At 35.1% G+C, this 22,282-nt stretch carries 22 protein-coding genes; 8 read left to right on the top strand and 14 right to left on the bottom strand.

What is annotated here, in order from left to right; all coding sequences use genetic code 11:
• Positions 1-36 precede the first annotated feature (36 nt).
• Positions 37-429 (top strand): bacillithiol system redox-active protein YtxJ, encoded by a 393-nt coding sequence (ytxJ, locus tag ACFSTE_RS22280; RefSeq protein WP_176030932.1) that lies wholly within the window; start codon positions 37-39, stop codon positions 427-429.
• Here ytxJ and ACFSTE_RS22275 read toward each other — a convergent pair.
• The 5 genes from ACFSTE_RS22275 to fahA all read right to left on the bottom strand — a co-directional run bounded on the left by ACFSTE_RS22275 (position 422) and on the right by fahA (position 4,363).
• Positions 422-811, bottom strand: a complete 390-nt coding sequence (locus tag ACFSTE_RS22275) for a group III truncated hemoglobin (RefSeq protein WP_176030931.1) — start codon at positions 809-811, stop codon at positions 422-424. The genes ytxJ and ACFSTE_RS22275 overlap by 8 nt on opposite strands.
• Before the next feature lie 6 nt (positions 812-817).
• Entirely contained in the window at positions 818-1,096 is a 279-nt protein-coding gene (locus ACFSTE_RS22270) for a hypothetical protein (protein ID WP_176030930.1), read from the bottom strand.
• 83 nt (positions 1,097-1,179) lie between these two features.
• Complete coding sequence (locus ACFSTE_RS22265) at positions 1,180-1,779, bottom strand: Crp/Fnr family transcriptional regulator (protein ID WP_176030929.1); 600 nt, start codon at positions 1,777-1,779, stop codon at positions 1,180-1,182.
• Between the two features lie 6 nt (positions 1,780-1,785).
• Positions 1,786-2,973, bottom strand: coding sequence for a hypothetical protein (locus ACFSTE_RS22260; protein ID WP_176030928.1), 1,188 nt, complete (start codon positions 2,971-2,973; stop codon positions 1,786-1,788).
• Between the two features lie 106 nt (positions 2,974-3,079).
• Positions 3,080-4,363, bottom strand: a complete 1,284-nt coding sequence (gene fahA, locus ACFSTE_RS22255) for a fumarylacetoacetase (protein WP_176030927.1) — start codon at positions 4,361-4,363, stop codon at positions 3,080-3,082.
• Positions 4,364-4,467: 104 nt separating this feature from the next.
• Between fahA and glyA the strand changes: the two genes are divergently transcribed.
• Positions 4,468-5,757 carry a serine hydroxymethyltransferase gene (gene glyA / locus ACFSTE_RS22250; RefSeq protein ID WP_176030926.1) on the top strand — a complete coding sequence of 430 codons (1,290 nt, stop codon included), beginning with the start codon at positions 4,468-4,470 and terminating at the stop codon, positions 5,755-5,757.
• A 92-nt stretch (positions 5,758-5,849) separates the two neighbouring features.
• Here the strand turns inward: glyA and ACFSTE_RS22245 are convergent, their stop codons facing one another.
• Entirely contained in the window at positions 5,850-6,455 is a 606-nt protein-coding gene (locus ACFSTE_RS22245; protein ID WP_176030925.1) for a carboxymuconolactone decarboxylase family protein, read from the bottom strand.
• Positions 6,456-6,660: 205 nt separating this feature from the next.
• On the opposite strand from ACFSTE_RS22245, the gene ACFSTE_RS22240 reads away from it, so the two are divergent.
• Positions 6,661-8,514, top strand: a complete 1,854-nt coding sequence (locus tag ACFSTE_RS22240; RefSeq protein ID WP_176030924.1) for a tetratricopeptide repeat protein — start codon at positions 6,661-6,663, stop codon at positions 8,512-8,514.
• A 13-nt stretch (positions 8,515-8,527) separates the two neighbouring features.
• A complete protein-coding gene (locus ACFSTE_RS22235; protein ID WP_378253968.1) occupies positions 8,528-9,280 on the top strand; it encodes a LytR/AlgR family response regulator transcription factor in 753 nt (250 codons plus the stop codon).
• On the opposite strand, the gene ACFSTE_RS22230 is transcribed toward ACFSTE_RS22235, so the two are convergent.
• From ACFSTE_RS22230 to ACFSTE_RS22220, 3 genes are all read right to left on the bottom strand, one after another.
• On the bottom strand, positions 9,277-9,816 hold the full coding sequence (locus ACFSTE_RS22230) for a GNAT family N-acetyltransferase (protein WP_176030922.1): 540 nt from the start codon (positions 9,814-9,816) through the stop codon (positions 9,277-9,279). The genes ACFSTE_RS22235 and ACFSTE_RS22230 overlap by 4 nt on opposite strands.
• A gap of 27 nt (positions 9,817-9,843) precedes the next feature.
• The gene (locus tag ACFSTE_RS22225) at positions 9,844-10,386 is read right to left on the bottom strand and encodes a DUF7010 family protein (RefSeq protein ID WP_378253970.1); all 543 of its coding nucleotides are present in this window, start codon (positions 10,384-10,386) and stop codon (positions 9,844-9,846) included.
• Positions 10,387-10,505: 119 nt separating this feature from the next.
• Positions 10,506-12,059: a right-handed parallel beta-helix repeat-containing protein gene (locus ACFSTE_RS22220; protein WP_378253972.1), complete on the bottom strand. Its 1,554-nt coding sequence runs from the start codon at positions 12,057-12,059 to the stop codon at positions 10,506-10,508.
• A 216-nt stretch (positions 12,060-12,275) separates the two neighbouring features.
• On the opposite strand from ACFSTE_RS22220, the gene lpdA reads away from it, so the two are divergent.
• Entirely contained in the window at positions 12,276-13,682 is a 1,407-nt protein-coding gene (gene lpdA, locus ACFSTE_RS22215) for a dihydrolipoyl dehydrogenase (RefSeq protein ID WP_176030919.1), read from the top strand.
• Positions 13,683-13,750: 68 nt separating this feature from the next.
• On the opposite strand, the gene ACFSTE_RS22210 is transcribed toward lpdA, so the two are convergent.
• Positions 13,751-14,461, bottom strand: coding sequence for a LytR/AlgR family response regulator transcription factor (locus ACFSTE_RS22210; RefSeq protein ID WP_176030918.1), 711 nt, complete (start codon positions 14,459-14,461; stop codon positions 13,751-13,753).
• Between the two features lie 92 nt (positions 14,462-14,553).
• A complete protein-coding gene (locus ACFSTE_RS22205; protein ID WP_254884059.1) occupies positions 14,554-15,612 on the bottom strand; it encodes a sensor histidine kinase in 1,059 nt (352 codons plus the stop codon).
• Between the two features lie 269 nt (positions 15,613-15,881).
• On the opposite strand from ACFSTE_RS22205, the gene ACFSTE_RS22200 reads away from it, so the two are divergent.
• Positions 15,882-16,310: a MotA/TolQ/ExbB proton channel family protein gene (locus ACFSTE_RS22200; protein ID WP_176030917.1), complete on the top strand. Its 429-nt coding sequence runs from the start codon at positions 15,882-15,884 to the stop codon at positions 16,308-16,310.
• A gap of 134 nt (positions 16,311-16,444) precedes the next feature.
• On the opposite strand, the gene ACFSTE_RS22195 is transcribed toward ACFSTE_RS22200, so the two are convergent.
• The 3 genes from ACFSTE_RS22195 to ACFSTE_RS22185 all read right to left on the bottom strand — a co-directional run bounded on the left by ACFSTE_RS22195 (position 16,445) and on the right by ACFSTE_RS22185 (position 18,064).
• A complete protein-coding gene (locus tag ACFSTE_RS22195; RefSeq protein ID WP_176030916.1) occupies positions 16,445-16,933 on the bottom strand; it encodes an Lrp/AsnC family transcriptional regulator in 489 nt (162 codons plus the stop codon).
• A 107-nt stretch (positions 16,934-17,040) separates the two neighbouring features.
• On the bottom strand, positions 17,041-17,532 hold the full coding sequence (locus tag ACFSTE_RS22190) for an SRPBCC family protein (RefSeq protein WP_378253976.1): 492 nt from the start codon (positions 17,530-17,532) through the stop codon (positions 17,041-17,043).
• Between the two features lie 16 nt (positions 17,533-17,548).
• Positions 17,549-18,064, bottom strand: coding sequence for a GNAT family N-acetyltransferase (locus tag ACFSTE_RS22185; RefSeq protein WP_378253978.1), 516 nt, complete (start codon positions 18,062-18,064; stop codon positions 17,549-17,551).
• A 563-nt stretch (positions 18,065-18,627) separates the two neighbouring features.
• On the opposite strand from ACFSTE_RS22185, the gene ACFSTE_RS22180 reads away from it, so the two are divergent.
• A complete protein-coding gene (locus ACFSTE_RS22180) occupies positions 18,628-21,234 on the top strand; it encodes a M1 family metallopeptidase (protein ID WP_378253980.1) in 2,607 nt (868 codons plus the stop codon).
• A gap of 76 nt (positions 21,235-21,310) precedes the next feature.
• Entirely contained in the window at positions 21,311-22,156 is an 846-nt protein-coding gene (locus tag ACFSTE_RS22175) for an alpha/beta hydrolase (protein ID WP_176030913.1), read from the top strand.
• Positions 22,157-22,282: the final 126 nt, after the last annotated feature.

Below are 22,282 nucleotides of genomic sequence, written 5' to 3'. Positions count from 1 at the left end.
GATTTGTAATAATAAAGAACGATACTTACATTATTTATGGGGATATTTGATAAAATCTTCGGGTCAGGAGAGAAGAAAGAAGAGACCAAAAAGGAATTACCATGGAAGCAATTAACTGCTATGGAGCAATTGGATGAGATAGAAAAAGCATCACATTCCAAATTACAGGCTATTTTTAAACACTCTACACGATGTGGAATTAGTGGAATGGTAATTCGCAGTTTTGAAAGAAGTTTTGATTTGACAGGAGAAGACGTGGATTTGTATTACTTGGATTTGTTAAATCACAGAGATATTTCTTCAGAAATAGCAGCTAAATTCCAGGTGTATCACGAATCCCCTCAGTTTATTGTTATCAGAAAAGGACAGACAGTCCATCATGCATCTCATAGTGCTATTACCCCGCAGGTGTTGCATCAGTTTATGTAGCGGGGCGTTTTTCATACATTTTTAAGAACAGACCGGTAGCCATTTTACGTGCTCGGTTTTTAGCCAGTTCTGCTTTTTCACCACTGAATAAGTTGTCCAGTGTTGTGATCCATAGCTGAAGCCAGATACCGAATTGCTCGTTGGTAATACTGTGATTGAATGTTTTATCTACTTTTTGATGAACAGCTACCGGATTTCCTTTGAATTTTGGGACAAATAATAAATTTGTTTCCCAAAAATCAGTAAGTCTGTCGAGATGTGTATCCCAGTCAGAAATCATATGATTAAATATGGGACCTAAGATTTCATTCTCTCTCACTTTTTTATAAAAAGAGGTGATGAGAAGATAAATGTCGTCTCTGTTTTCTATGTCGTTCTTCATTTGTTTTTAGAATAACGCGTTAACTATGCATAGAAGTGTATTGACTCCCAGGCTGACAAGTAATGAATTAAATACAAATTTAGGCTTTAATTGCGCAAGAATCGAAGCATTGAAGAACATACTTACAAAAACACAGGCAGATAATTCTATAACTTGTAAGGTAGACCGCTCTTGCATTAAGATAAGCATAGCTGCTACAGAGCCCAGACAACTGGATAAAATAATCATTAATGGGATATATGCCATGTATAATTCTTTGAAATCATTGAGGAATTTTGAGTACATAATGTTGTTTTTTTTATATACTCAAAGGTACGCTTGACGACAGCTATTAATTTATGATCTGGATCATAAAGGCGTCGGATGGATCAGCGATATACTTTCCGGTTTTTAATAAGGAGTTCTCCTTTTTGTTCTAGTTTTTTGATACCTCTAATAACGGTTTCTACTCTTAGTCCTGTAAGATCTGCCAGTTGCTGTCGAGTGAGTGTAACTTTGTAGCTCTTAGGTGCTGTATTGCCTTGCGCTTCTTGTTTTTTGAAGTAATCCAAAATCCGGAGAATACGATGTTCGGGTTCTTGTGTGGAAATTTCCGATACCATAATGGCTTTATAATAGAGTCGGGAGGCTAGTGTACTGGTGAATTTATGATGAATTGTAGGGTGCTCTTCTAGCAGTTTAAGGAATTTCTCTTTTGGGAGCAACCATACTTCTGAAGCAGTAATTGCTTCTGCATTTGCAGGATATTTAAAATCTGAAAATAAAGGGGGCTCGCCAAAGCTTTTGTCTTTAGCGAAGATCCCTTGTATAAACTCTTTTCCTTCATCGTTATAATTATTCATCTTGATTTCTCCCGAAGCTACCTGATAATAAAAAATAGCATGTGATCCTTCGTGAAACAATACTTCACCTTTGTCATATTTTTTTAGAGTAGCACCTGCTTTTGCAAGTAATTCGGGGTCAATCATATTGTTTTAATTAAAACGATACCTGGTAATAATACCTTTTAGTTTGTTTTTTAAATCCTCTCCTGAGTCGTATACCATCTGCTCATTAGAAGGAAATGGAACTGCCTGTAACCCCAAAAATCGAACGAGTTCATCTTCCAGGGCTCTTCTGTCTCCGGAATGATTCGCATAAATATGCTCAAAAACATATTCACTGCTTAGCGGAAAAGCATCCAGAAGTTGTTTGGTTCTCAGGTTTCTATACTGGACATTCCCAACCACATTAGCAGCTTTGAATTGCTGAAATTCATAATAAGTACATCGAACGGTTTTTGTTTTGTCTACTTTTACCTTATTCCCCTCTTTATCTATTACGACCTCGCCATTTTCATCCAGTAAATACTCCCATCCATCAGTGATTACTTTTTCTCTGGAGAGTTCTCTTTCCCGCACTCGTTCCGGAGAGATGTTGATTTCCCGAAACGCTACTTCCATACTGTAATCGTATTTAATTCGGGATTGGGCTTTACTGTGATATACAGTCCAAAGATCATCTAATCCATAGGTGCTGAAATTGAGCATGTCTTCTTCAAGACGTCTAGGGATAATGACATCTGTTTTGTTTTTCATATTTACAATTACGAAATCAGTTCCTTTGAAGTGAGCTACTTCGATGAGCCTGTTCACGTCTTTGTAATTAGGATTGATTTTATTGAGGTAATTCAGGTCTTCGTATACCTTTCGGTACTCCATTTTGTTATGAGCACTTTCCAAAGCATTTTTCGAAGTAGTGTATAGATATTCAGATACTTTGTTTTTATACGATATAATCTGGGTATCGTATGATTTCATTTCAAAAACAGCATTTCTGTTTTCATTTACTATAAATAATGGCAGAATAGGCCTGATGCGTTCTTGTCTTGATTTTAGCTGCTGATAGGTTCTGAATATTTTTTCATAGTTCGCAGGGTTTTGATCTTTTTCCAGATAGGAAATTGTATTAATATCTCTGGCAACAACCTTGGCATAAGCATCTTCTAATAAAGGAATATAAGGCTGTTTTCTTTTTTTGTCTTTCCCTCTTTGTAATTGTTTTAAACTGCTTTGTATTACACTATCATAGTTCCCGGTATTCAAAGCTTCCTGATTTTTTTTGACACTGCTACAGGAACCTAATATCAGGGTAATACATAAAAAAAGTAATAATTTTTTCATAGGATCGGTTTATATGTCCACTATACGTTACAATTTTGGTGCCAAATAAGGTAATAAAAAAACCTCGGATATAAGCGTCCGAGGTTTTATGAATTGTTGGATCGTATTATTTTTTAGAAAAAACAGGAAGTAATTGAGAAGAAACTTCTCCAAATCCAATTCTTGTTCCTTCTTTTTCGCAATATCCTCTGATGATTACAGTATCATTGTCTTCTATAAACTTACGGCTGCCTCCTTCGTTTAGTTGAACAGGTTTCTCTCCTCTCCAGCTTAATTCCAACATAGAACCATAAGAATCTGGAGTAGGACCAGAAATGGTTCCACTTCCCATCATATCACCAGAATTAACAGGACACCCATTTACAGTATGATGTGCTAATTGCTGTGCCATATTCCAGTACATGTACTTAAAGTTGGTTTTGGAAACTACAGTTTCTTTTTTCTTCTCAGGTTGTATAGCAACCTCTAGTTTGATATCAAAACTTTTCTTACCCGTGTATTGCAGATAAGGTAGTTGCTCTTTTAAAGGCTTAGGACCATCTACACGATAAGGCTCTAAAGCATCCAGGGTTACAATCCAGGGAGAAATAGAAGAAGCAAAGTTTTTAGCCAGGAAAGGACCAAGAGGTACATATTCCCATTTTTGAATATCTCTGGCACTCCAGTCATTAAATAATACGAGACCAAAAATGTAATCCTCAGCTTCATCTACAGGAATTGGCTCTCCTAATTGATTCGCATCTGTAGTAATAAAAGCCATTTCTAACTCAAAATCTACTAATCTGGATGGCCCAAAAATAGGCGTATCAGAACCATTAATTAATTTTTGCCCCTGAGGTCTGTGCACAGGAATTCCCGAAGGAATAATAGAACTGCTGCGCCCGTGATATCCAACCGGAATATGTAGCCAGTTTGGAAGTAAGGCATTTTCAGGGTCTCTGAACATTTTTCCGACATTGGTAGCATGTTCAATACTACTGTAGAAATCCGTGTAGTCTCCTACAGTAACCGGAAGTTGCATTTCGATTTCGTCAAGTGCGAACAAGACTATTTTTCGATGCTCTTCATTGTTTTTTAACTGATCATTTTTAGCATCAAAAATATCGGCAATTCTATTTCTGACCAATCTCCAGGTTTTTTTTCCGTCAGAAATAAAGTCATTTAATGAGTCTTGTAAAAATATATCGTCTGTTAATGGGATACCTTCAAAATATCCCAACTGGTGTAAAGCACCTAAGTCTATGGCCGTATCTCCAATTCGGGTTCCTATAGTGATAATATCATCTCTGGTAAGAAACACTCCAAAAGGGATATTCTGAATAGGAAAATCCGTATTTGCAGGAGTTTCTATCCAGGTTTTTCTATTTGGGTCATTTGCGGTTATAGGCATTGTGATTTTTTTATGTATAATTATATGTCAAATATAAAGTTTTCATCGAATTTAAAGAATGTATTTGCTATTTTTGGTTTTTTTAAAATACAAATTGAAAATTCATGCAACGAGACGAACTAATTTTTGATTTAATCCAAGACGAAAAAGACCGTCAGGTTAATGGATTAGAACTTATTGCTTCAGAAAACTTTGTTAGTGAACAAGTAATGGAAGCGGCTGGATCTGTTTTAACTAATAAATATGCAGAAGGATACCCCGGAAAACGATATTACGGTGGGTGTGCTGTTGTAGATCAAGTGGAGCAAATAGCAATTGATAGAGCTAAAGAATTATTCGGTGCTGAATATGCAAATGTACAGCCCCATTCAGGTTCTCAGGCAAATACAGCAGTTTTTCATGCCTGCTTAAAGCCAGGAGATAAAATATTAGGATTTGATCTTTCTCATGGAGGACACCTTACTCATGGTTCTCCGGTTAATTTTTCCGGGAAATTATATACGCCGGTATTTTATGGGGTTGAAGAAGAAACCGGAAGATTAAACTATGATAAGATTCTGGAAGTTGCTAAGGCAGAACAACCTAAATTAATTATAGCAGGAGCTTCTTCTTATTCTAGAGAAATTGACTATAAAAAATTCAGAGAGATAGCAGATAGTGTTGGAGCGATTCTAATGGCAGATATTGCACACCCGGCTGGACTTATCGCCAAAGGGCTTCTGGCGGATCCAATTCCTTACTGTCATATCGTAACGACTACTACTCATAAGACATTAAGAGGTCCCAGAGGAGGATTGATACTTATGGGGAAAGATTTTGATAACCCATTTGGAATTACCTTAAAGAGTGGAAAACTTCGCAAGATGTCTTCTATTTTGGATAGCGCTGTTTTTCCAGGAAATCAGGGTGGTCCTCTAGAGCATATTATCGCAGCCAAAGCAATTGCTTTTGGAGAAGCATTATCAGATGATTTCCTGCATTATATGGTACAGGTAAAGAAAAATGGAGCAGCAATGGCTCAGGAGTTTCATAAGAAAGGATACAATGTTATCTCTGATGGAACAGACAATCATATGATGTTGATTGATCTGCGTAATAAAAACGTGACAGGGAAAGAAGCAGAAGAAGCATTGGGAGTAGCAGATATTACTGTTAATAAGAATATGGTGCCATTTGATGATAAATCACCATTTGTAACTTCCGGAATAAGAATTGGAGTATCTGCAGTAACTACCAGAGGTTTAAAAGAGGATGATATGCTTACTATTGTAGATCTTATCGATCACGCGATTGCTAATGTAGGAAATGAAGAAGCCTTACATGCGATAGCAGATAAAGTTAATAAAATGATGACGGATAAGCCTTTGTTTGTAGCCAATCAATTACAAAGCTAATTCATAACCATTGATATAAATATAAAAACCATCTGTAAGCACAGATGGTTTTTATATTTATATCGGTTTTTTAATACCCTAATAATTCATTTTTATGAATGATTCCAGTTATCTGGATCACTACTGTTGTTAGGAGATAAGCCAATGATATCTCCTTTAGTATCTACTCCCAAACCAATTACAGTTCGGTTCACATAATTAAAATAACTAACGACCTGATTAATTTCCAGAATTTCTCCATCGGATAGCTGTTGACTGCGTAAACGTTCTATATCAGCTTGTGTAATCGTATTATGAGCTAAGGTGAGTTTTTTGGCATATCGCAATCCTTCTTGATATAAGTCCTGAAACAAATCTTCCCAGGAATCATTATGAAAACTATCGATTATTTTTTGATGCTTATTGTCATCATTTAATAACCGTTTTAAACCGGCAGCATGATGATCTACACAATATGAGCAATTATTTAGGTGACTAACAAAAACTCCCAGCGTTTCCAGGTACCATTTGGGCAAAGTATTATTAGCATTATGAAGTACGTTTTTATAGAGTCCCATATGACCAGTCAATGTATGAGGACGAAGGCTGTGAATAGATAAAACATTGTCAATGTTATTATTAGGGCCTTTGATACGATCATAAATCTTTTTTAGCTGCCCTTGCGCTTCTTCATAGGAAATTTCTTTTATCCAACTCATAGTCTTAGTAATGTTAGTGAGTCTTAAAAGTACACTTTATTGTTTATAAAAAAGGAAAATTCTGAGAATGCTTGGAGGTTTTTTAGATAAAGTGCTTTAAAAATCCATGAGTTGATTATTTTGGTAGAGAAAAGAGGGGGAAATAAAGATCAAACTATTGATATTAGTAGTATATTTCCAAAAAAATTAATCTAAAAATGAAAGCATGGAGTTTTCTATGAGTTCTAAAAAGCTATTTTTTAGCGTTGTATGCTTCTTGAGTGTTTTAACAGGGTATGGGCAGGAAACTACAGTTATAGAAACAGAAGTAGCTACTGTACTGACTAAATCCCAAAAATTTATTCCTCAAAAATTAGATAGTGCTCTGATTTATGTCGAGAAAGCAGAAAAATTAGCCACACAGTCTACCGATAAAAATATTCATGCCCGAATTGCCATTCAAAAAGCGGGAGTGTACATATATCAGCGAAATTTAAAAGAAGCTTCGGCAGCATTAGCACCTTATAGAGAGGATACATCTTTGGATTCGATACTTATAGGAAAAGTGCATCAAAATATGGGAAGTGTCTTCCTTTCCGAAGGCAAAAAAGAAAAAGCTCTAGAACAGTATCTTCAGGCAATTCCCTTTTATGAACAGCAGAAGGATACATTGTCATTAAGTAAGATATATGCGAGTATAGGAAGTATCCAGTCTATGTCAAAAAATAATGAAGGAGCGATCGCTTATTTTACCAAAGCATTGACGTATAAAAATAATAATCCGATGCTAAGAGTACAGATTCTCTCGAATCTGTCTTTAGCACATTATAATACAAAAGCATATGATGAAGCGATAACAACGTCTAAAAAGGCACTCGTCATTGCAGAGAAAATAAACCATGCAGGTTTTTTAGCGATTATATACACTAATTTGTGTAATTTCTATAAAGAAACAAAAGCATATGATACAGGAATAACATATGGAGAAAAAGCACTGGCACTAAAAACAAAGCTAGGTCAGAAATCGAATCTGGAATATACATATAATAATATAGGATATTGCTTTTTAGGGAAGAAAGACTTTCAAAAAGCTAAACATTATTTTCTCAAAGCCTTGAGTTCTGCACCGCCTGAGAATCAATTGTATATTCTGAATAACTTAAAAGATGCTTCGAATGGACTACAAGAATATAAAGAAGCATTGCGTTATGCAGAACAATATGTACAGCTATCCGATTCATTACAGGTAGCCAAGGAAAAAACAAAAATTGCAGAAATTGTTACAAGATATGAGTCTGAAAAACAAGCACAACAGATCGAAGTTCTGCAAACTGAAAATGAATTGAAATCTTCCCGGATTCAGAATCAAAAGATATATGTAGCAGGAATAATACTATTGACTCTTTTATTGATTTCTATCCTTATTTTATGGAATAGAAACCAAAAAAATAAACAATTATTAAAACAGTTGCAGTTACAACAACGACTATTGCAAACTCAATTAAATCCGCATTTTTTATTCCATGCATTACAGAGTATACAGAATTATATTTTCAAAAATAAAAAAGAAGAATCCGTACAATATCTGGCTAGTTTTAGTACAGTAATGCGATCCGTATTAGAAAGTTCAGAGGAAGATTTTATTATAATGGAAAAGGAAGTGGATGTTTTATCCAAGTATTTGCACCTACAACAATTACATTATTCATTTGCATATAATATAGAGGTTGATGAAAGACTTCAGCAGGATAGTGTTCTTATCCCGACAATGTTTACCGAACCTTTTTTAGAGAATGCGGTTATACATGGAATTAAGAATGTAAAAAACGGATATATCAATGTGCGATATGCGTTAGTTAATAAAAACATTGAAGTAACCATTACAGATAATGGTAATGGTTTTCAGGAAGGAGCTTCTGATCATAACAAATTGCATAAATCGATGAGTTCTGATATTATTCAAAAACGAAGGGAAAATTATCAGAAGATTCATAATTTCCCTATAGAAGTACGGATAAAGTCTGATGAAAAAGGAAGTATTATTTCTATAAATTTCCCTTTAAAAGAAGAGATATTGTAAGTACTTTTGAGGTATGAGTATTTCTTTAAGTTGTATCATAATAGAAGATGATCATGGTACCAGGGATATGATCAGGGAACTTCTGGAACGTTCGTTTGATGATATCAAAATCGTAGCGGAAGCTTCAGAAATTGAGGAAGCAAAAAAAAAGATTATAAGTTATCAACCAGATTTTGTCATTCTGGATATTAACTTGAAAGATGGAAACTCTTTTGAGTTGCTTCGTTCTTTTGAAAATATACAATTTAAGATCATATTTGTTACCTCTTTTAGTACATATGCTATAGAAGCTTTCAGGTTCAGTGCTATTGATTATGTGATGAAACCTTTTGACCCTCAGGTGTTACTGCAGGCAGTAGAAAAAGTACAGAAAGAACATCAAAATGAACAATATCAGCTGCAGATCCGTTCCCTGTTAGACAATCTGCAACCGTCAGGAGATAAAAAAATTGTTTTAAAAAATGCAGATGCGATTTATGTAGTACCCTTGGCAGAAATTATATATGCTAAGTCAGATAATAATTATACAACCTTTTTTACGAAAGATCAAAGAGAAATTTTGGTATCCAGATCGTTAAAAAGATATGAGGAAGATCTGAAGAACCATTCTTTTTTCAGAGTACATCAAACTTTTTTAATCAATCTGGCGTACATTACTTCTTTTTACAAGAAGAGAGAAGAAGTTATTCTAGATCAAAAACATGCAATACCAGTTGCGCAAAGTAAAAAAAAGGCATTATTACATATTATTGATACTCTTTTTTAAGAACGCTTTTTCTGGTATAAAAGGCAATCTTTTAAGTTGGGATAATCGCTTAACTTAGGATGTGTAAAAGTCGTTACTTTTTGCATTCCTATTTTAGTCATTATAAGCTCTGATTTTTTATTGATCACAGGAGCAACAGCATAGATACTATCCAATTGTAAGTAGTCAAACCCATGTGCTAGACAGGCAAGTGCTCCTTCTGTGGCATATCCTTTATTCCAGCTACTTTTTTTGAGACGCCACCCAATATCTACAAAGGAAGCAGGTGTTTCGAGATAAGTCTGTTCACAAAGTCCAATAAAACCAATGCATTCCTGGGTATCCAGAATATCTACAGCAAAATAACAATATCCTTTTTCATCAAATGATTGCTGCATTCTGAGCATAAAGTCTTCGCTTTCTTTTCGAGTGGGCTTATAAGGAAAGAATTCCATCACAGCATCGTCTTGATTAATAGCTGCAAGTATTTCTATATCTTCCGATCTCCAATTGCGAAATCCTAAACGTTTGGAAGTAAAAATGTAAGAGTGAGTCATGTGTTTTTGATTATGGCTAAAACGATATTACAAATACTTGTTGCTACTTATAATCTTGATGGCTAAAAGCGCTAAAATGATAGCAGTTCCAATAGGAATGTAGTAGATTGATTGTGGCAATAATAACGCAATTAGCAGTGCTCCTATTGCAATTACTCCTACGGCGATTAAATATCCAATTTCGTCATAAAACCAGGCGTATGGAAAAAAGTGAGCACCCGTAATAATGGCATATGCCATGATAAAATAATCAGGTTGCTTAAGCAAGACAAAAACAAGTAAGGGAAAGTAGAATAACTGAGCAAAATTAAGCCATAATCCTAAAGGTTGTAACGGGTTGTCTTTGATTTTCCAATTCGTTTTAAAAACCTTAGATAGTCCAAAGGCTAACGGTAGCATGACAGTACCGAAAATAAATGTAATTACACTCTTGTTATATGGGGTGTAATCAAGCATCCAGATAAAAGAAATACCAATCCATACAATGGTTCCTGCGGTTATAAAATCAATCCCCTTTTTAGCTTGTTGCTGTATGGTTGATTTGATCACTCCAAAGTTGTTTTGTGTCATAGTTTTTATATATTGTTTAGAAGGGGAATAGGGTGTACGCTAATCGATACAAGATCCATTTCTATCCAAATATACAAATATGATCACAATCCGTGATGCGAAGTTTTTAGAGGAGCATATTACTCCTTGGTATCATCAAAAGCAGCACTTTCATAGGCTCCGATATCAGGAGCAGAAATACTTCTTTCAGTACCCGTAATATCTGTTCCCTGAGAAGGAGTACTTGCCTTTCCGTTTGCCGGAGACGAATCATCGATAGTAAGCTTGTTTTTTATAGGCTTATAAAATAGAGGGTCTTCATTAAAGAGCATGTTTTTGTAGAGGTTCTCATTAGAAAAGTCATACAATGGATTGTCTTTAAATTGTTCCTGAGGATCACTGAAGCCTACCAGGCAATGTTCGAAACTGTAATTAAAAGCAGCCTGATCACTTTTGCTAAGTAATAATTCGATAGGCTCATTCCCATAGATGATACAATTTTTAAAATCAGCTTGAATCAAATCTTTTTGTTCAATAGTATTTTCATCAATCTCAATAAAATTAGAAATGGATACGGCTGGGTATTGTCTGACACTAAACCCCCAGTAGTTGGCAAAGGTACAGTGATTAAAATCATACCGCCCTCCGTAGGTACAGGCTAAGGAAACTTCTCCAGAGTTATTAATCACCAGATTTTCTCCTTTGATATGTCCGGTTTTGGCAAGAATTCCAACATTGGAGCTATTGTATATCTGAGAATTTTGTATTGTTAGGGTAGGGACATCTGTACCATCGTTAGAGTCGATTAAAATCCCTACAGTAGCATTCTTAATGGTGGTATGTGTTATCTGGTGCCCGGTACTACCTTTAGTCAGCCAGATTGTTCCCCATTGTCCAGGAGTATCTGAGAAACTATCTTCAAGGCGATCCCCCTGAATAATCACTTCATTTTCCAAAATCTCGGCATCCGAACTGGGGGCTCCGTTGACTAATAGGGTAGCCTTATCAGGAACGATAAGCCCTGAACCTTGATGAAAATGAATTCTTGCTCCCGCATCAATAGTCAACGTTTTATTATTGGGAACCGCAGCATATCCATAAATAACGTATGGTTTCTCATTGGTAAAATGTAATTGCTCTTCTGTGAGAATAAACCCTTCTATTCGTATTTCATTATTGTCATTGTCAACGCCTAATAATAAGGTTTCTATTTCACCAGTCATAGTATTTCGTGAAGGGTGTAAAAAAGTAGCATCCTTTATCAGAGTTACCAAATCCACATCTTGTTGGGCTCCTTCTTTATCAAATAAGATTTTATCAGTATAGAGAAATTCCAGTTCATTGGTTTGCTGCGTAATATCAGTTGTTGTTTCTACGAAAACGAAAATACTGTCCTTAGCCAATACCTGAATATCTGTAAAAGAAGTACCTGCGATACCATCAACATTGAGTCGGTAGTTAGAGGTTTCTCCTCGTTCCAAAGAGATGGATGGGATAGAGAGATCATTACTGGTACGATTGTATACTTTAAAACTGTAGGTACTGGAGCCTATATTCGTAAATACAGTATCAAGGAACAAGGTGTCGGTAGAGAATTCCAGATTTCCGGTACTGGGATCTGCTTCAAAATCTTTTCGGCAGGAACTCCATAAAATAAGAATACAAAGCAACAATAACGACGTTAGATATCTCATAATTTGTTTAGGTTATAAAAGAAAAAGAGATCGAATTTATAGCTTCCTGAAAAGAAAATAAAATCAATATCAGTTCTGTGTTAAAAGTATAACTTTTTGATGACTACTAATATTGTTCTAAATAATAAATTTGATGAAGTTATCCTTTCTGTAAGAATGAAAACATTTGTACATTTGCTTTAAGTAAAATAAATAAGCACAACATAATAATCTATTATGAGTACATATGATGTAGCCGTTATCGGCTCTGGACCTGGAGGCTATGTGGCTGCCATTCGATGCGCCCAATTGGGTATGAAAACTGCAATCATAGAGAAGTATTCCACTTTGGGAGGAACTTGTCTGAATGTAGGATGTATTCCCAGTAAAGCATTGTTAGATTCTTCTCATCACTACGAGCATGCCGTAAAACATTTTGAAGATCACGGAATAGAAATTCCAGGGGAAGTAAAAATCAATCTGGAAAAAATGATCGCCAGAAAACAAGCGGTAGTTGATCAGACCTGTGATGGAGTGAGTTTTTTGATGAAAAAGAATAATATTGATGTTTATGAAGGAGTAGGAGCATTTAAAGATGCGACACATCTGACAATTACCAAAGCAGATGGTTCTTCAGAAGAAATAGAAGCAAAGCACAGTATTATCGCTACAGGATCCAAACCATCTACCTTACCGTTTATTTCTCTGGATAAAGAACGAGTAATTACATCTACAGAAGCTTTAAAATTAAAAGAAGTTCCAAAACATTTAGTTGTTATTGGAGGAGGAGTTATTGGATTGGAACTGGGGCAGGTATACAGAAGATTGGGAGCAGAAGTATCTGTAATAGAATATATGGATAGAATTATTCCGGGAATGGATAAATCTCTGGCTAGAGAATTACAGAAAGTAATGAAAAAGCAAGGAGTAAAATTCTATACCTCTCACAAAGTAACCAGTGTAACTACTTCTGGGAATGAAGTAAAAATTACAGCAGATGATAAAAAAGGAAACCCAGTAGAATTTACAGGAGATTACTGTTTGGTTTCTGTAGGGCGTCGTCCGTATACCGACGGTTTAAATGCCGAAGCAGCAGGTGTAAAAATAAACGAAAGAGGACAGGTAGAGGTAAATGATCATTTACAGACGTCTGCATCTAACATCTATGCTATTGGAGATGTGATCAAGGGAGCTATGTTAGCACATAAGGCAGAAGAAGAAGGAGTATTTGTAGCAGAAACTTTAGCTGGTCAAAAACCACATATTGATTACAATCTGATTCCTGGAGTTGTATATACCTGGCCCGAAGTTGCTGCTGTTGGAAAAACAGAAGAAGAACTAAAAGAAGCCGGAGTAAATTATAAAGCAGGGCAATTTCCGTTCAGAGCCCTGGGAAGATCGAGAGCTAGTGCAGATCTTGATGGATTTGTGAAAATATTAGCAGATGCTACTACAGATGAGGTACTGGGAGTGCATATGGTAGGAGCTCGTTGCGCAGATCTGATCGCCGAAGCTGTTACTGCTATGGAATTCAGAGCATCTGCAGAAGATATCTCTCGTATGTCTCATGCACATCCGACCTTTACAGAAGCGATCAAAGAAGCTGCGTTGGCTGCAACGGATAACAGACCATTGCATATATAGACAAAACTTTTTTGAACGAAATAAAACAAATAAAAGCCTTTAGGAGTATTTTTCCTGAAAGGCTTTTTTTATATGGTGTCTAATCTAGATAACACTTCCTGTTTATAATTTCTGCTGATAGGAATGGATTTACGGGCAATGACAACTTCTTCATTGGAATAAGAAGTAATTTTAGAAATCGCTATGATATATGAGCGATGGATTCGTAAAAAATCTTGTTTAGGCAATCGCGATTCTATGTTGCTAATAGTCTCCCGCGTTGTAATAACAATATCAATACAGTGAATTTTTAAGTAGTCGCTGTAACTTTCTATGTATAGAATATCAGAAAAGGTTACTTTCTTCATGCGTCTGTCTGACCGAACAAAAATAAAATCATGTGTTTTATTCTTATCAGAAGTATCTGAAATATTAGTGTGATATACATCAAAATAATTATTGACAGCTTGCAACAATCGTTCAAAAGAAATAGGTTTTAACAAATAATCCACTGCGTGAAGATCAAAACCGTCAATTGCATATTCCCTATAAGCTGTAGTGAAAATAATTTTACAGTTTTTATGAATAGAACGGGCAAAAGAAATACCTGATATTTCTGGCATATTAATATCCAGAAAAATTAAATCCACCTGGTGTTGGCTGAGATAATTAAATGCTTCAAGAGCATTTGCACAACTCATCAATACTTCAATACGATCAATTTTGGATAAGTGCGATTGAATAATTTCCCGGGCAGTAGGTTCATCATCAACGATAATACAAGAAATAAGATTTTTCATGAAATTGTTCTAATTAAGTTATGTTTTGAGGAATACTGTAGCGAGGTAGGGTAAAAAAATATGCAGTATAGGTAGATTGTTTTTATTGTCATCTAGGGAGTGAATCGAAGCTCTGTATGATACCATTGATTTGTCTGTGAGATCGTGAGTTGATGTTTGTCTTTGTACAATAAAGATAGACGCTTTTTTAGATTTTGTAATCCAATACCTTCTTTAGTATTAACAGGAGAAGATTTAACAGAATTTTTAACCCGGAAGCAAACTTCTTTATTGATATATTGAAGTGAAATATGAATAGATAATTTTCCATCGCTGATATGACCGTGTTTAAAACTGTTTTCTACAAAAGGGATGAATAACATAGGAGGAATTTTTAAGGTGTTTTTGCCCTGTGGCAGTTTTAATGAAATATCCAGTGTATCCCGGAATCGCATTTTTTCCAAAGCAATATAATCCTGCATATGATCGATTTCTTCTTCCAGTGTTACCATGGGCTTATTAGATTGGTACAACAGATAATCAAGTAAATTAGCTAGTTTAAGAATCATATCCGGAGTATCTTCAGATTTTTTTAAAGCAAATCCATAGAGTGTGTTTAAAGTGTTAAAGAGAAAATGAGGATGGATTTGCATTTTTAGATACTGAAGTTCCTGTTTTTTAAATTGTAATTGGGTTTCTAAAATTTTGTTTTGTAGGTTTTGATTAGTGGCTGTGGCGGTATAATTATGCTTGATCAGGCTGAATGCACTAAATAATATAACAATGAGATAGACAGCTACCATGACAAATAGGATACTTTTGCTCATGGGAGCCATTCCGGCAGTTTTTAATTCCGATAAAAAGATCAATCCATAAAAAATGGAGATAATAATAAAATACGTAGATAATACCAGCGTATAAATACTGTATAAAATAAGAAGGCCGTATCTTTTAGGGAGGAGGTAAGTAGGGATAATGTAATAATTAAAAGTATAGGTAGTTGCTATGGTTACAGGCATTAAAAATGCCGAAAAAGAAAATACATACTGAAAGTTAGTGCTTTGATGACCAAAAAAAACGATGTAAAAAACCAAGACTCCAACCCAGAAAATACTGTGAAGCAGAAGTTGCTGTATCTTGCGTAAAATGAATTTTTTAGAAATCATCAGCATACAATATCTGTATTTTTTATATTTAAAACATGTTTTTTTACATAGAAAACAGCTTTAAAAAGGGATTCTACTGGCTAAGTAGGGGATTTGGGGATTGTTTTGTTTGCCTATGGGGGGGCAGTATTTCAGTGCCAGTACAAACATAAGTATATTCTAAATCCTTATTATCAAGTAAAAAAGCAGTAAAAAACCGTTGTTAGTCGCAGAAAAAAGAAGCCAGCCCTAAAACAACTTAGTTTTGATCTCAAATAATGATTAAAAAATAAAATATGATGTCTATACTATTTACGAGTCTGTTACGAGTTTCTTTTTTTTCTACTGTTTATCAGCGTATGGAAGAAGGAGGTATTACTTCTATGAGTATTTTGATGTTATTGTTAATGTTGTGTATTGCAATGATCATAAAAGGAATTATTCATTTTAAAAAAGGATCCCTACCCACTGATAAAAACAGTAGGTTGATTAATTCGATTGGATTATTGGCCTTAATTATTGGCGTGTTTAGTCAATTATTAGGGCTGATAAGCGCCTTGGATCACTTTCACTTTTTAGAAGGCGCTTCTCCAAGTGTATTGGCAGGGGGGCTAAAAACTACTTTCTTACCTACACTATTAGGGACTTTTATCTTTATTATAGCCAGAATTGCCACAACTATTTTTATTTGGTTGACCAAAGAGAGACAAGAAGAAGGTGTTTAGAAAAAAACAGAAAAATAAGGTGAGCAATAATACCAATAAACTTATCAAAGAAAAGTGTACTAAAAAGAAGAATTAAGAACGTAGGTTTCTTAATTCTTCTTTAAAGAAATTATTGAATAAAGAATGCTGTTTTTTTAGATAGGAACAGCATACGATTGTTTGACCTTTTCCATTACAAAAGTACTATGAGCACTACCGATATTTTCAATAAGCCCTAATTTATTCAGTACAAAGTTCTGGTAGTGTTTCATATCTTTGACCAAAACCTTTAATAAAAAATCATAGTCTCCAGATATGTTATAACACTCGATTACTTCTGCAAGTGATTTAATATCTTTAATAAAGTTATTTCCAATTTCTTTTGTGTGTTGTTTTAAGGTAATATTACAAAATACAGTGAGACCACTGTTTAGTTTTTCCGGACTGAGTACAGCAACATATTTTTTAATATATCCGTGATTCTCCAGTCTTTTGACACGTTCGAAAACGGGCGTAGGGGATAATTGAACCTTTTGAGCAAGCTCTTTGGTAGTGATGTTAGAGTTTTCCTGCAGCAGTTTTAAAATCTTGATATCAACATGATCTAATCTCTCTAGAGATGGTCTTTCGGTTTTAAGAAACATAAAAAATGGGTTAGTGGTTACTACTTGTGAACCTCTAATTTATGTTTTTTTTGCCTATTAATTGCTTTTTTGTAGGTTTAATTTTCTGTTAATTAGTAGTTTAGTGGTTATTTGGGCTTTTGATAAGGATTGAGAATTGCTTTCCATTGATCGGATTCTGCAAATGTTTTGATGTACTGATTTCTTTTTATAAGAAGCGTTGTCATGTATTTTTGTAAGAAAATGATGTCCATACATACTCCGAGAATACCAAAAGGAGCAGTATAATCAAAATAATCTGTAAGTAAGGTATCGGAACCTACTGTAGAAAAATGATGTTCATGCCTGAAACGCTTAAAAACTCCCCGTACCATCTCATCTACAAAATAGTCAGGAGATTGGTAAGCAGTGATTTTAGATGTTAACGTCTGAAAAACACCCAAATGCTTTGCCCTCCAAGTAACTTGTTCTTCTAATTCGATTAGTCCAGAAGTTTTTCCAGCAATGGCTTCTTCTTTTGTATGGGCGGTTGAGATTTTGTGTAAGTCAATACTTCTGGATAAGTCAAAAACTATTTTTTTATCTGCTTTAATTATGGTTTGTAGTGCTATAGTAGGCATAGGTATATAGAAGTCATTAAGGAATTTTTAATTCGAATAAAGAAACAGTAGCATTGTGATAATGAGCAGGTAGTTTTTCTGTGTTTTTTAATGAAGAAAGCCCTAAGAAATCGAAGCCACATTTTTCGTAATAGGTAATTAATCCGCGGTTTTCTCCAACGGTATCCATCCGTATAAACTGCTTATTGTGGACTTTAGCATATTCGATCGTCCAATTGACTATTTTGCTTACCAATTGATGTCCCCGGTATTCCGGATGAGTCGCAATTCTATGAATGTAGATTGCAGGATCTTCATTTTTTTCTTCCCAGATATATGGGTCGTCAAAAGTAATAGCCCATACGCAGGCAACCTGATTATCTATAAGTATTTTCCATTGGCGTTGTTCCTCGATTTCTTTTGTTATTAATGAAGGGGCAAATTCAGGCCAGGGAACAGCCGATTTTGTTTTTTGGTATGCGGTAGCAAAACGATATAGCCGAAAGATTTCTTCTATATCATCTAGTGTGCTATTAACTATTTTTATAGACATATTATAAGCTTAGGGTCTCTTAGAATGTAGAAACATTAAAACAATTAGGACTGTTTCATAGTTACTGCATCATTGTATGATGATCTACTGTAATCAGTATTGATTTCAAGATAGTGAAAACGTGATATATCGGTAGTGTTCTTGTTGTTTTTAACGTTTAGAAAATGATGAACTAGTCCCAAAATAAAAGCCTCACCCCGAATTCGTAACGGAGAAGAGGCCTTTGCACAGTCGGAAAACAACATCCATTAGAGGTTTCAGAAAAGACCCCGAACTGCTCTAAGCATGTTGTGTACCATCTTCTATAGACCAAAGGGTATGCCAAAAATGAGTATATTAAAATGAGGGGGGGTGTTAAGTTGTTGTTTATTAGGTTTTTGTTCTTTGTAAAGTGTAGTTTTATAGTTTTTGATACTGTAGAAATAGCAAGAAAGAAGAAAGGAATACTGTATAAAAGATATCATAATAAAACATTTTTTATAAAGTAATGGTATCAGATAAATCTCAAGGAAAAAATTATGCTTATTTTACACCATATTGAATAACCCCGCAAAAAAGAACATATGATTTCTCATAGATACAAAAAAGCTTTTCTTTCTATACGAATGATGCTTGGGTGTATGATAGTTGTGTTTATATCTTGTAACTCATCAGTTCAGAAAGAAATAAAAGTTACAAAAGGAGTTTCCGAGGAATTGGCAGCAAGTCGGAAGCAACAAATAAAAGAGGTACTGTATACATTATCTTTTGATATTCCCAAAGAGCAAGAAAAGCCAATTCATGCTCATCTGCAATTAGAGGTAGATATATCAGATGTAGCGATCCCTTTGATATTAGATTTTGAAGAAAAGAGAAAAATGCTTCAATCCCTTTCTGTAAATGGAAAACCTGTAACCATTAGACATCAAAATGGACATTTGATTATAGAAGCGTCCTATCTGGTAGCGGGAAAAAATAGTATAGCAATTGATTTTACAGCAGGAGAACTTTCGCTTAACAGGAATAAAGATTATCTGTATACGCTGTTGGTACCGGATCGGGCTAGAACTCTTTTTCCGTGTTTTGATCAGCCAAATATAAAAGCAGCATATCAGTTGACTATCAATGCTCCCAAAGATTGGAAAGTGATTTGCGGTGCACCCTTAGAAAGAACAGAAGAAAAAGGCAATCATATTCGTTATGAATTTGGAACGACAGCAAAGATAAGTAGTTATTTATTTTCTTTTGTAGTAGGAGCCTTTCAGCAGGAAGTGCAAAATCCCGGAATTTTTGATATGACAATGTTGTATCGGGAAACTGATACTGTCAAAATAAAAAGTAGTATTCCTAAGATATTTGATCTTCATCAACAGTCTATAGATTTTTTACAGAAATACACGGCGTATCCTTTTCCGTATTCCAAGATGGATTTTGCTACTATCCCAGGATTTCAGTATGGGGGAATGGAACATGTAGGAGCTATTCAATATAGAGAATCTATATTATTTATGGATAGCACAGCTACTCTCAATCAGCAATTGAGAAGAGGTAAACTAATCGCTCATGAAACAGCACATATGTGGTTTGGTGATTTGGTGACAATGAAGTGGTTTGATGATGTGTGGATGAAGGAGGTTTTTGCTAATTTTATGGCAGATAAGATTATGAATCCGGTATATCCGTCAATCAATCACGAACTTTCTTTTCTAGCAGATCATTATCCGGCAGCTTATAGTGAGGATCGTACCAGAGGCGCTACGCCTATACGACAAAAATTACCAAACCTTAAAGATGCAGGCACTTTATATGGACAGATTATCTATCATAAGTCTCCGATTATGATGCGACAGTTAGAAACAGCTATGGGAACCTCTGCATTTCAGGAAGGAATACAAGAATATATACAGACGTATGCTCATGATAATGCTGATTGGAACCAACTAGTACAAATACTGGATGAGAAAACTCCATTAGATATGAAGCAATGGAGTAATGTCTGGGTTCATCAATCCGGACGTCCTGTTTATACAGATCAACTCATCTATGATGATAAGGAAAAGATTGTTTCTTATACAATTACACAACAGGCAGAAGATGCAACGGATAAAATATGGCCGCAACAATTCGAGATTGCTTTAGTTTATCCGGATAGTATTGCTACACTGGCAATTACCAGCACTCAAAAGGATACTCGTATTGATCAGGTCCAGGGGTGGCCCAAACCTCAGGCAGTACTCTATAATACTGATGGATATGGATATGGTGTTTTTCCAATTGATGTAACACGATTACAATTGATTCATAAACTTCCAAAGGCAGTGTCTCGTGGAGCTTCTTATATCAATATGTACGAAGCAGTATTATCAGGAACAATAGATGCAGCAAAAGCAATTCAATTTTTTATAAAAGCACTGCATCAAGAAAAAGAACCCCTGTTAATACGGATTTTGACAGGAAATATCCGCTCTCTTTTTTGGAAGTATCTACCCGTTTCTCAACAGGCAAAAGTTGTAGAGCTAATAGAACCTACCGTATATAGATTATTACAATCAAACATAGGTAGTGCTATAAAGAAGCCTCTTTTCGGGTTGTATAGCGCTATTGCCTATACTCCAGCGGGGAAAGACCGGCTATACAAAATTTGGAATAAAGAAGTAGTCATAGATCAGTTGTTACTCAATAAAGATGATATTACTAATTTGGCAATGCAGTTAGCTGTTTTTGAACATGAAAAACAAGAAATAATTCTTCAAAAAACTCAAGAAGGGTTAAAAAATCCAGATAAGAAAAAACGATTTACTTTTCTACTACCGGCATTGTCTTCTGATGTTCAGGTTAGAGATGCCTTTTTCGAATCGTTTAAGGAGGTATCTAATCGGGAAAAAGAATCCTGGGTTCAGACAGCAGTACGATTGATACATCATCCATTGCGACAGGAGGAAGCGGTCAAGCATTTGGATGTAAGCTTATCCTTAGTAGAGGAAATACAGCAAACAGGCGATATTTTTTTTCCAAAATCCTGGTTAAATAATACCATTGGGCAATACAGTTCTGAAGCAGCATATAAAAAACTTTCTCACTTTTTACAAAGTAAGCCAGAGTTTAGCCCGGTCTTAAAAAATAAATTGTTACAAGCTACAGATGCTTTATATCGAGTACAGAAGTTGCATAAAAAGAGTATTTCTCAATAGGCTATAGAGTATACAGTTAATAAGAGAATAGGTAGTATAAAAACGGAACAGCTATTGTTGTTGTTTAGAAAATAATATGATGAGGTATATAGGAATCTTTTTAGTAATGATAAGTAGTGTATATGCACAGCATTCTACGGTAGTTACTTCGACTTTTTTTTCTGATGCGGCAGGGAAAGATATTGCTTATCAGGTATACTTACCCGATAACTACAAAAAGCATAAAGATTCGCTAGCAATACTTTATGTATTACATGGGCATGGAGGAAGTGAAAAAGATTGGATGCATTCCGAAAAGGGACGATTACCATTCTTATTAGATAGTTTAATTACAATTCGAAAAATACCTCCGGTATTAGCTGTGACGATTAATGCAGAAAACAGTTGGTATATAGATCATGAACTTCCGATGGAAGAACTTTTTATACAGGAGTTTATCCCTATAATAGAAGAGCGGTATACATCTCCCAGAACCCGGGATAAAAGAGTTATAGCAGGAAACTCAGCAGGAGGTTTTGGGGCTTTACGTCTGGGGATGAAGTACCCTTCGTTATTTCATTCAGCCATTTTATTAAGCCCGGCGGCTTATTATCCGCAGCCACCTTTACAATCCTCATCACGCCGTATTCCGGCATTTGCAACTGAAGGTGTTTTTGATCCCCAAAAATGGGATGCCTGTTCTTATCCATATTTATTAGAAGCTTATAAAAAACAACAGTTACCAGTACGATTTTTCCTCTCTACAGGTGATGACGATCCTTTTGATATTGTGGAAGTAGTCATAAGCCTTCGTACTTTTATGAAAGCAGAAAAGATACCTCAGGAGTTGAGTATTATTAATGGAAGACATAGTTGGGATGTGTGGCGTTCGTGTCTTACGCGGGATATACAGCGTGCGTTTAACTCTCCAAATAAATTTTGAATATTTAGTTTTTCAGGAAGTAAAAAAATAAAATGAAGACTCAAGGTAGTACTCTGTTGGAAAAAATAAAATTCTTTTTTTGTAGATACAGTTTTAAGGAAATAGAAACATTTTTCGGAAGCAGCG

The organism is Aquimarina hainanensis, from assembly GCF_042684685.1.
In the GTDB taxonomy this organism is placed as follows: Bacteria; Bacteroidota; Bacteroidia; order Flavobacteriales; family Flavobacteriaceae; genus Aquimarina; species Aquimarina hainanensis.
The sequence above is the reverse complement of the archived record's forward strand: the minus strand, read 5'-3'. Positions and strand labels throughout refer to the sequence as shown.

Coding starts and splice junctions, on each gene's coding strand:
- ytxJ (WP_176030932.1), top strand. CDS start 37: ATGGGGATATTTGATAAAATCTTCGGGTCAGGAGAGAAGAAAGAAGAG.
- ACFSTE_RS22275 (WP_176030931.1), bottom strand. CDS start 811: ATGAAGAACGACATAGAAAACAGAGACGACATTTATCTTCTCATCACC.
- ACFSTE_RS22270 (WP_176030930.1), bottom strand. CDS start 1,096: ATGTACTCAAAATTCCTCAATGATTTCAAAGAATTATACATGGCATAT.
- ACFSTE_RS22265 (WP_176030929.1), bottom strand. CDS start 1,779: ATGATTGACCCCGAATTACTTGCAAAAGCAGGTGCTACTCTAAAAAAA.
- ACFSTE_RS22260 (WP_176030928.1), bottom strand. CDS start 2,973: ATGAAAAAATTATTACTTTTTTTATGTATTACCCTGATATTAGGTTCC.
- fahA (WP_176030927.1), bottom strand. CDS start 4,363: ATGCCTATAACCGCAAATGACCCAAATAGAAAAACCTGGATAGAAACT.
- glyA (WP_176030926.1), top strand. CDS start 4,468: ATGCAACGAGACGAACTAATTTTTGATTTAATCCAAGACGAAAAAGAC.
- ACFSTE_RS22245 (WP_176030925.1), bottom strand. CDS start 6,455: ATGAGTTGGATAAAAGAAATTTCCTATGAAGAAGCGCAAGGGCAGCTA.
- ACFSTE_RS22240 (WP_176030924.1), top strand. CDS start 6,661: ATGGAGTTTTCTATGAGTTCTAAAAAGCTATTTTTTAGCGTTGTATGC.
- ACFSTE_RS22235 (WP_378253968.1), top strand. CDS start 8,528: ATGAGTATTTCTTTAAGTTGTATCATAATAGAAGATGATCATGGTACC.
- ACFSTE_RS22230 (WP_176030922.1), bottom strand. CDS start 9,816: ATGACTCACTCTTACATTTTTACTTCCAAACGTTTAGGATTTCGCAAT.
- ACFSTE_RS22225 (WP_378253970.1), bottom strand. CDS start 10,386: ATGACACAAAACAACTTTGGAGTGATCAAATCAACCATACAGCAACAA.
- ACFSTE_RS22220 (WP_378253972.1), bottom strand. CDS start 12,059: ATGAGATATCTAACGTCGTTATTGTTGCTTTGTATTCTTATTTTATGG.
- lpdA (WP_176030919.1), top strand. CDS start 12,276: ATGAGTACATATGATGTAGCCGTTATCGGCTCTGGACCTGGAGGCTAT.
- ACFSTE_RS22210 (WP_176030918.1), bottom strand. CDS start 14,461: ATGAAAAATCTTATTTCTTGTATTATCGTTGATGATGAACCTACTGCC.
- ACFSTE_RS22205 (WP_254884059.1), bottom strand. CDS start 15,612: ATGCTGATGATTTCTAAAAAATTCATTTTACGCAAGATACAGCAACTT.
- ACFSTE_RS22200 (WP_176030917.1), top strand. CDS start 15,882: ATGATGTCTATACTATTTACGAGTCTGTTACGAGTTTCTTTTTTTTCT.
- ACFSTE_RS22195 (WP_176030916.1), bottom strand. CDS start 16,933: ATGTTTCTTAAAACCGAAAGACCATCTCTAGAGAGATTAGATCATGTT.
- ACFSTE_RS22190 (WP_378253976.1), bottom strand. CDS start 17,532: ATGCCTACTATAGCACTACAAACCATAATTAAAGCAGATAAAAAAATA.
- ACFSTE_RS22185 (WP_378253978.1), bottom strand. CDS start 18,064: ATGTCTATAAAAATAGTTAATAGCACACTAGATGATATAGAAGAAATC.
- ACFSTE_RS22180 (WP_378253980.1), top strand. CDS start 18,628: ATGATTTCTCATAGATACAAAAAAGCTTTTCTTTCTATACGAATGATG.
- ACFSTE_RS22175 (WP_176030913.1), top strand. CDS start 21,311: ATGATGAGGTATATAGGAATCTTTTTAGTAATGATAAGTAGTGTATAT.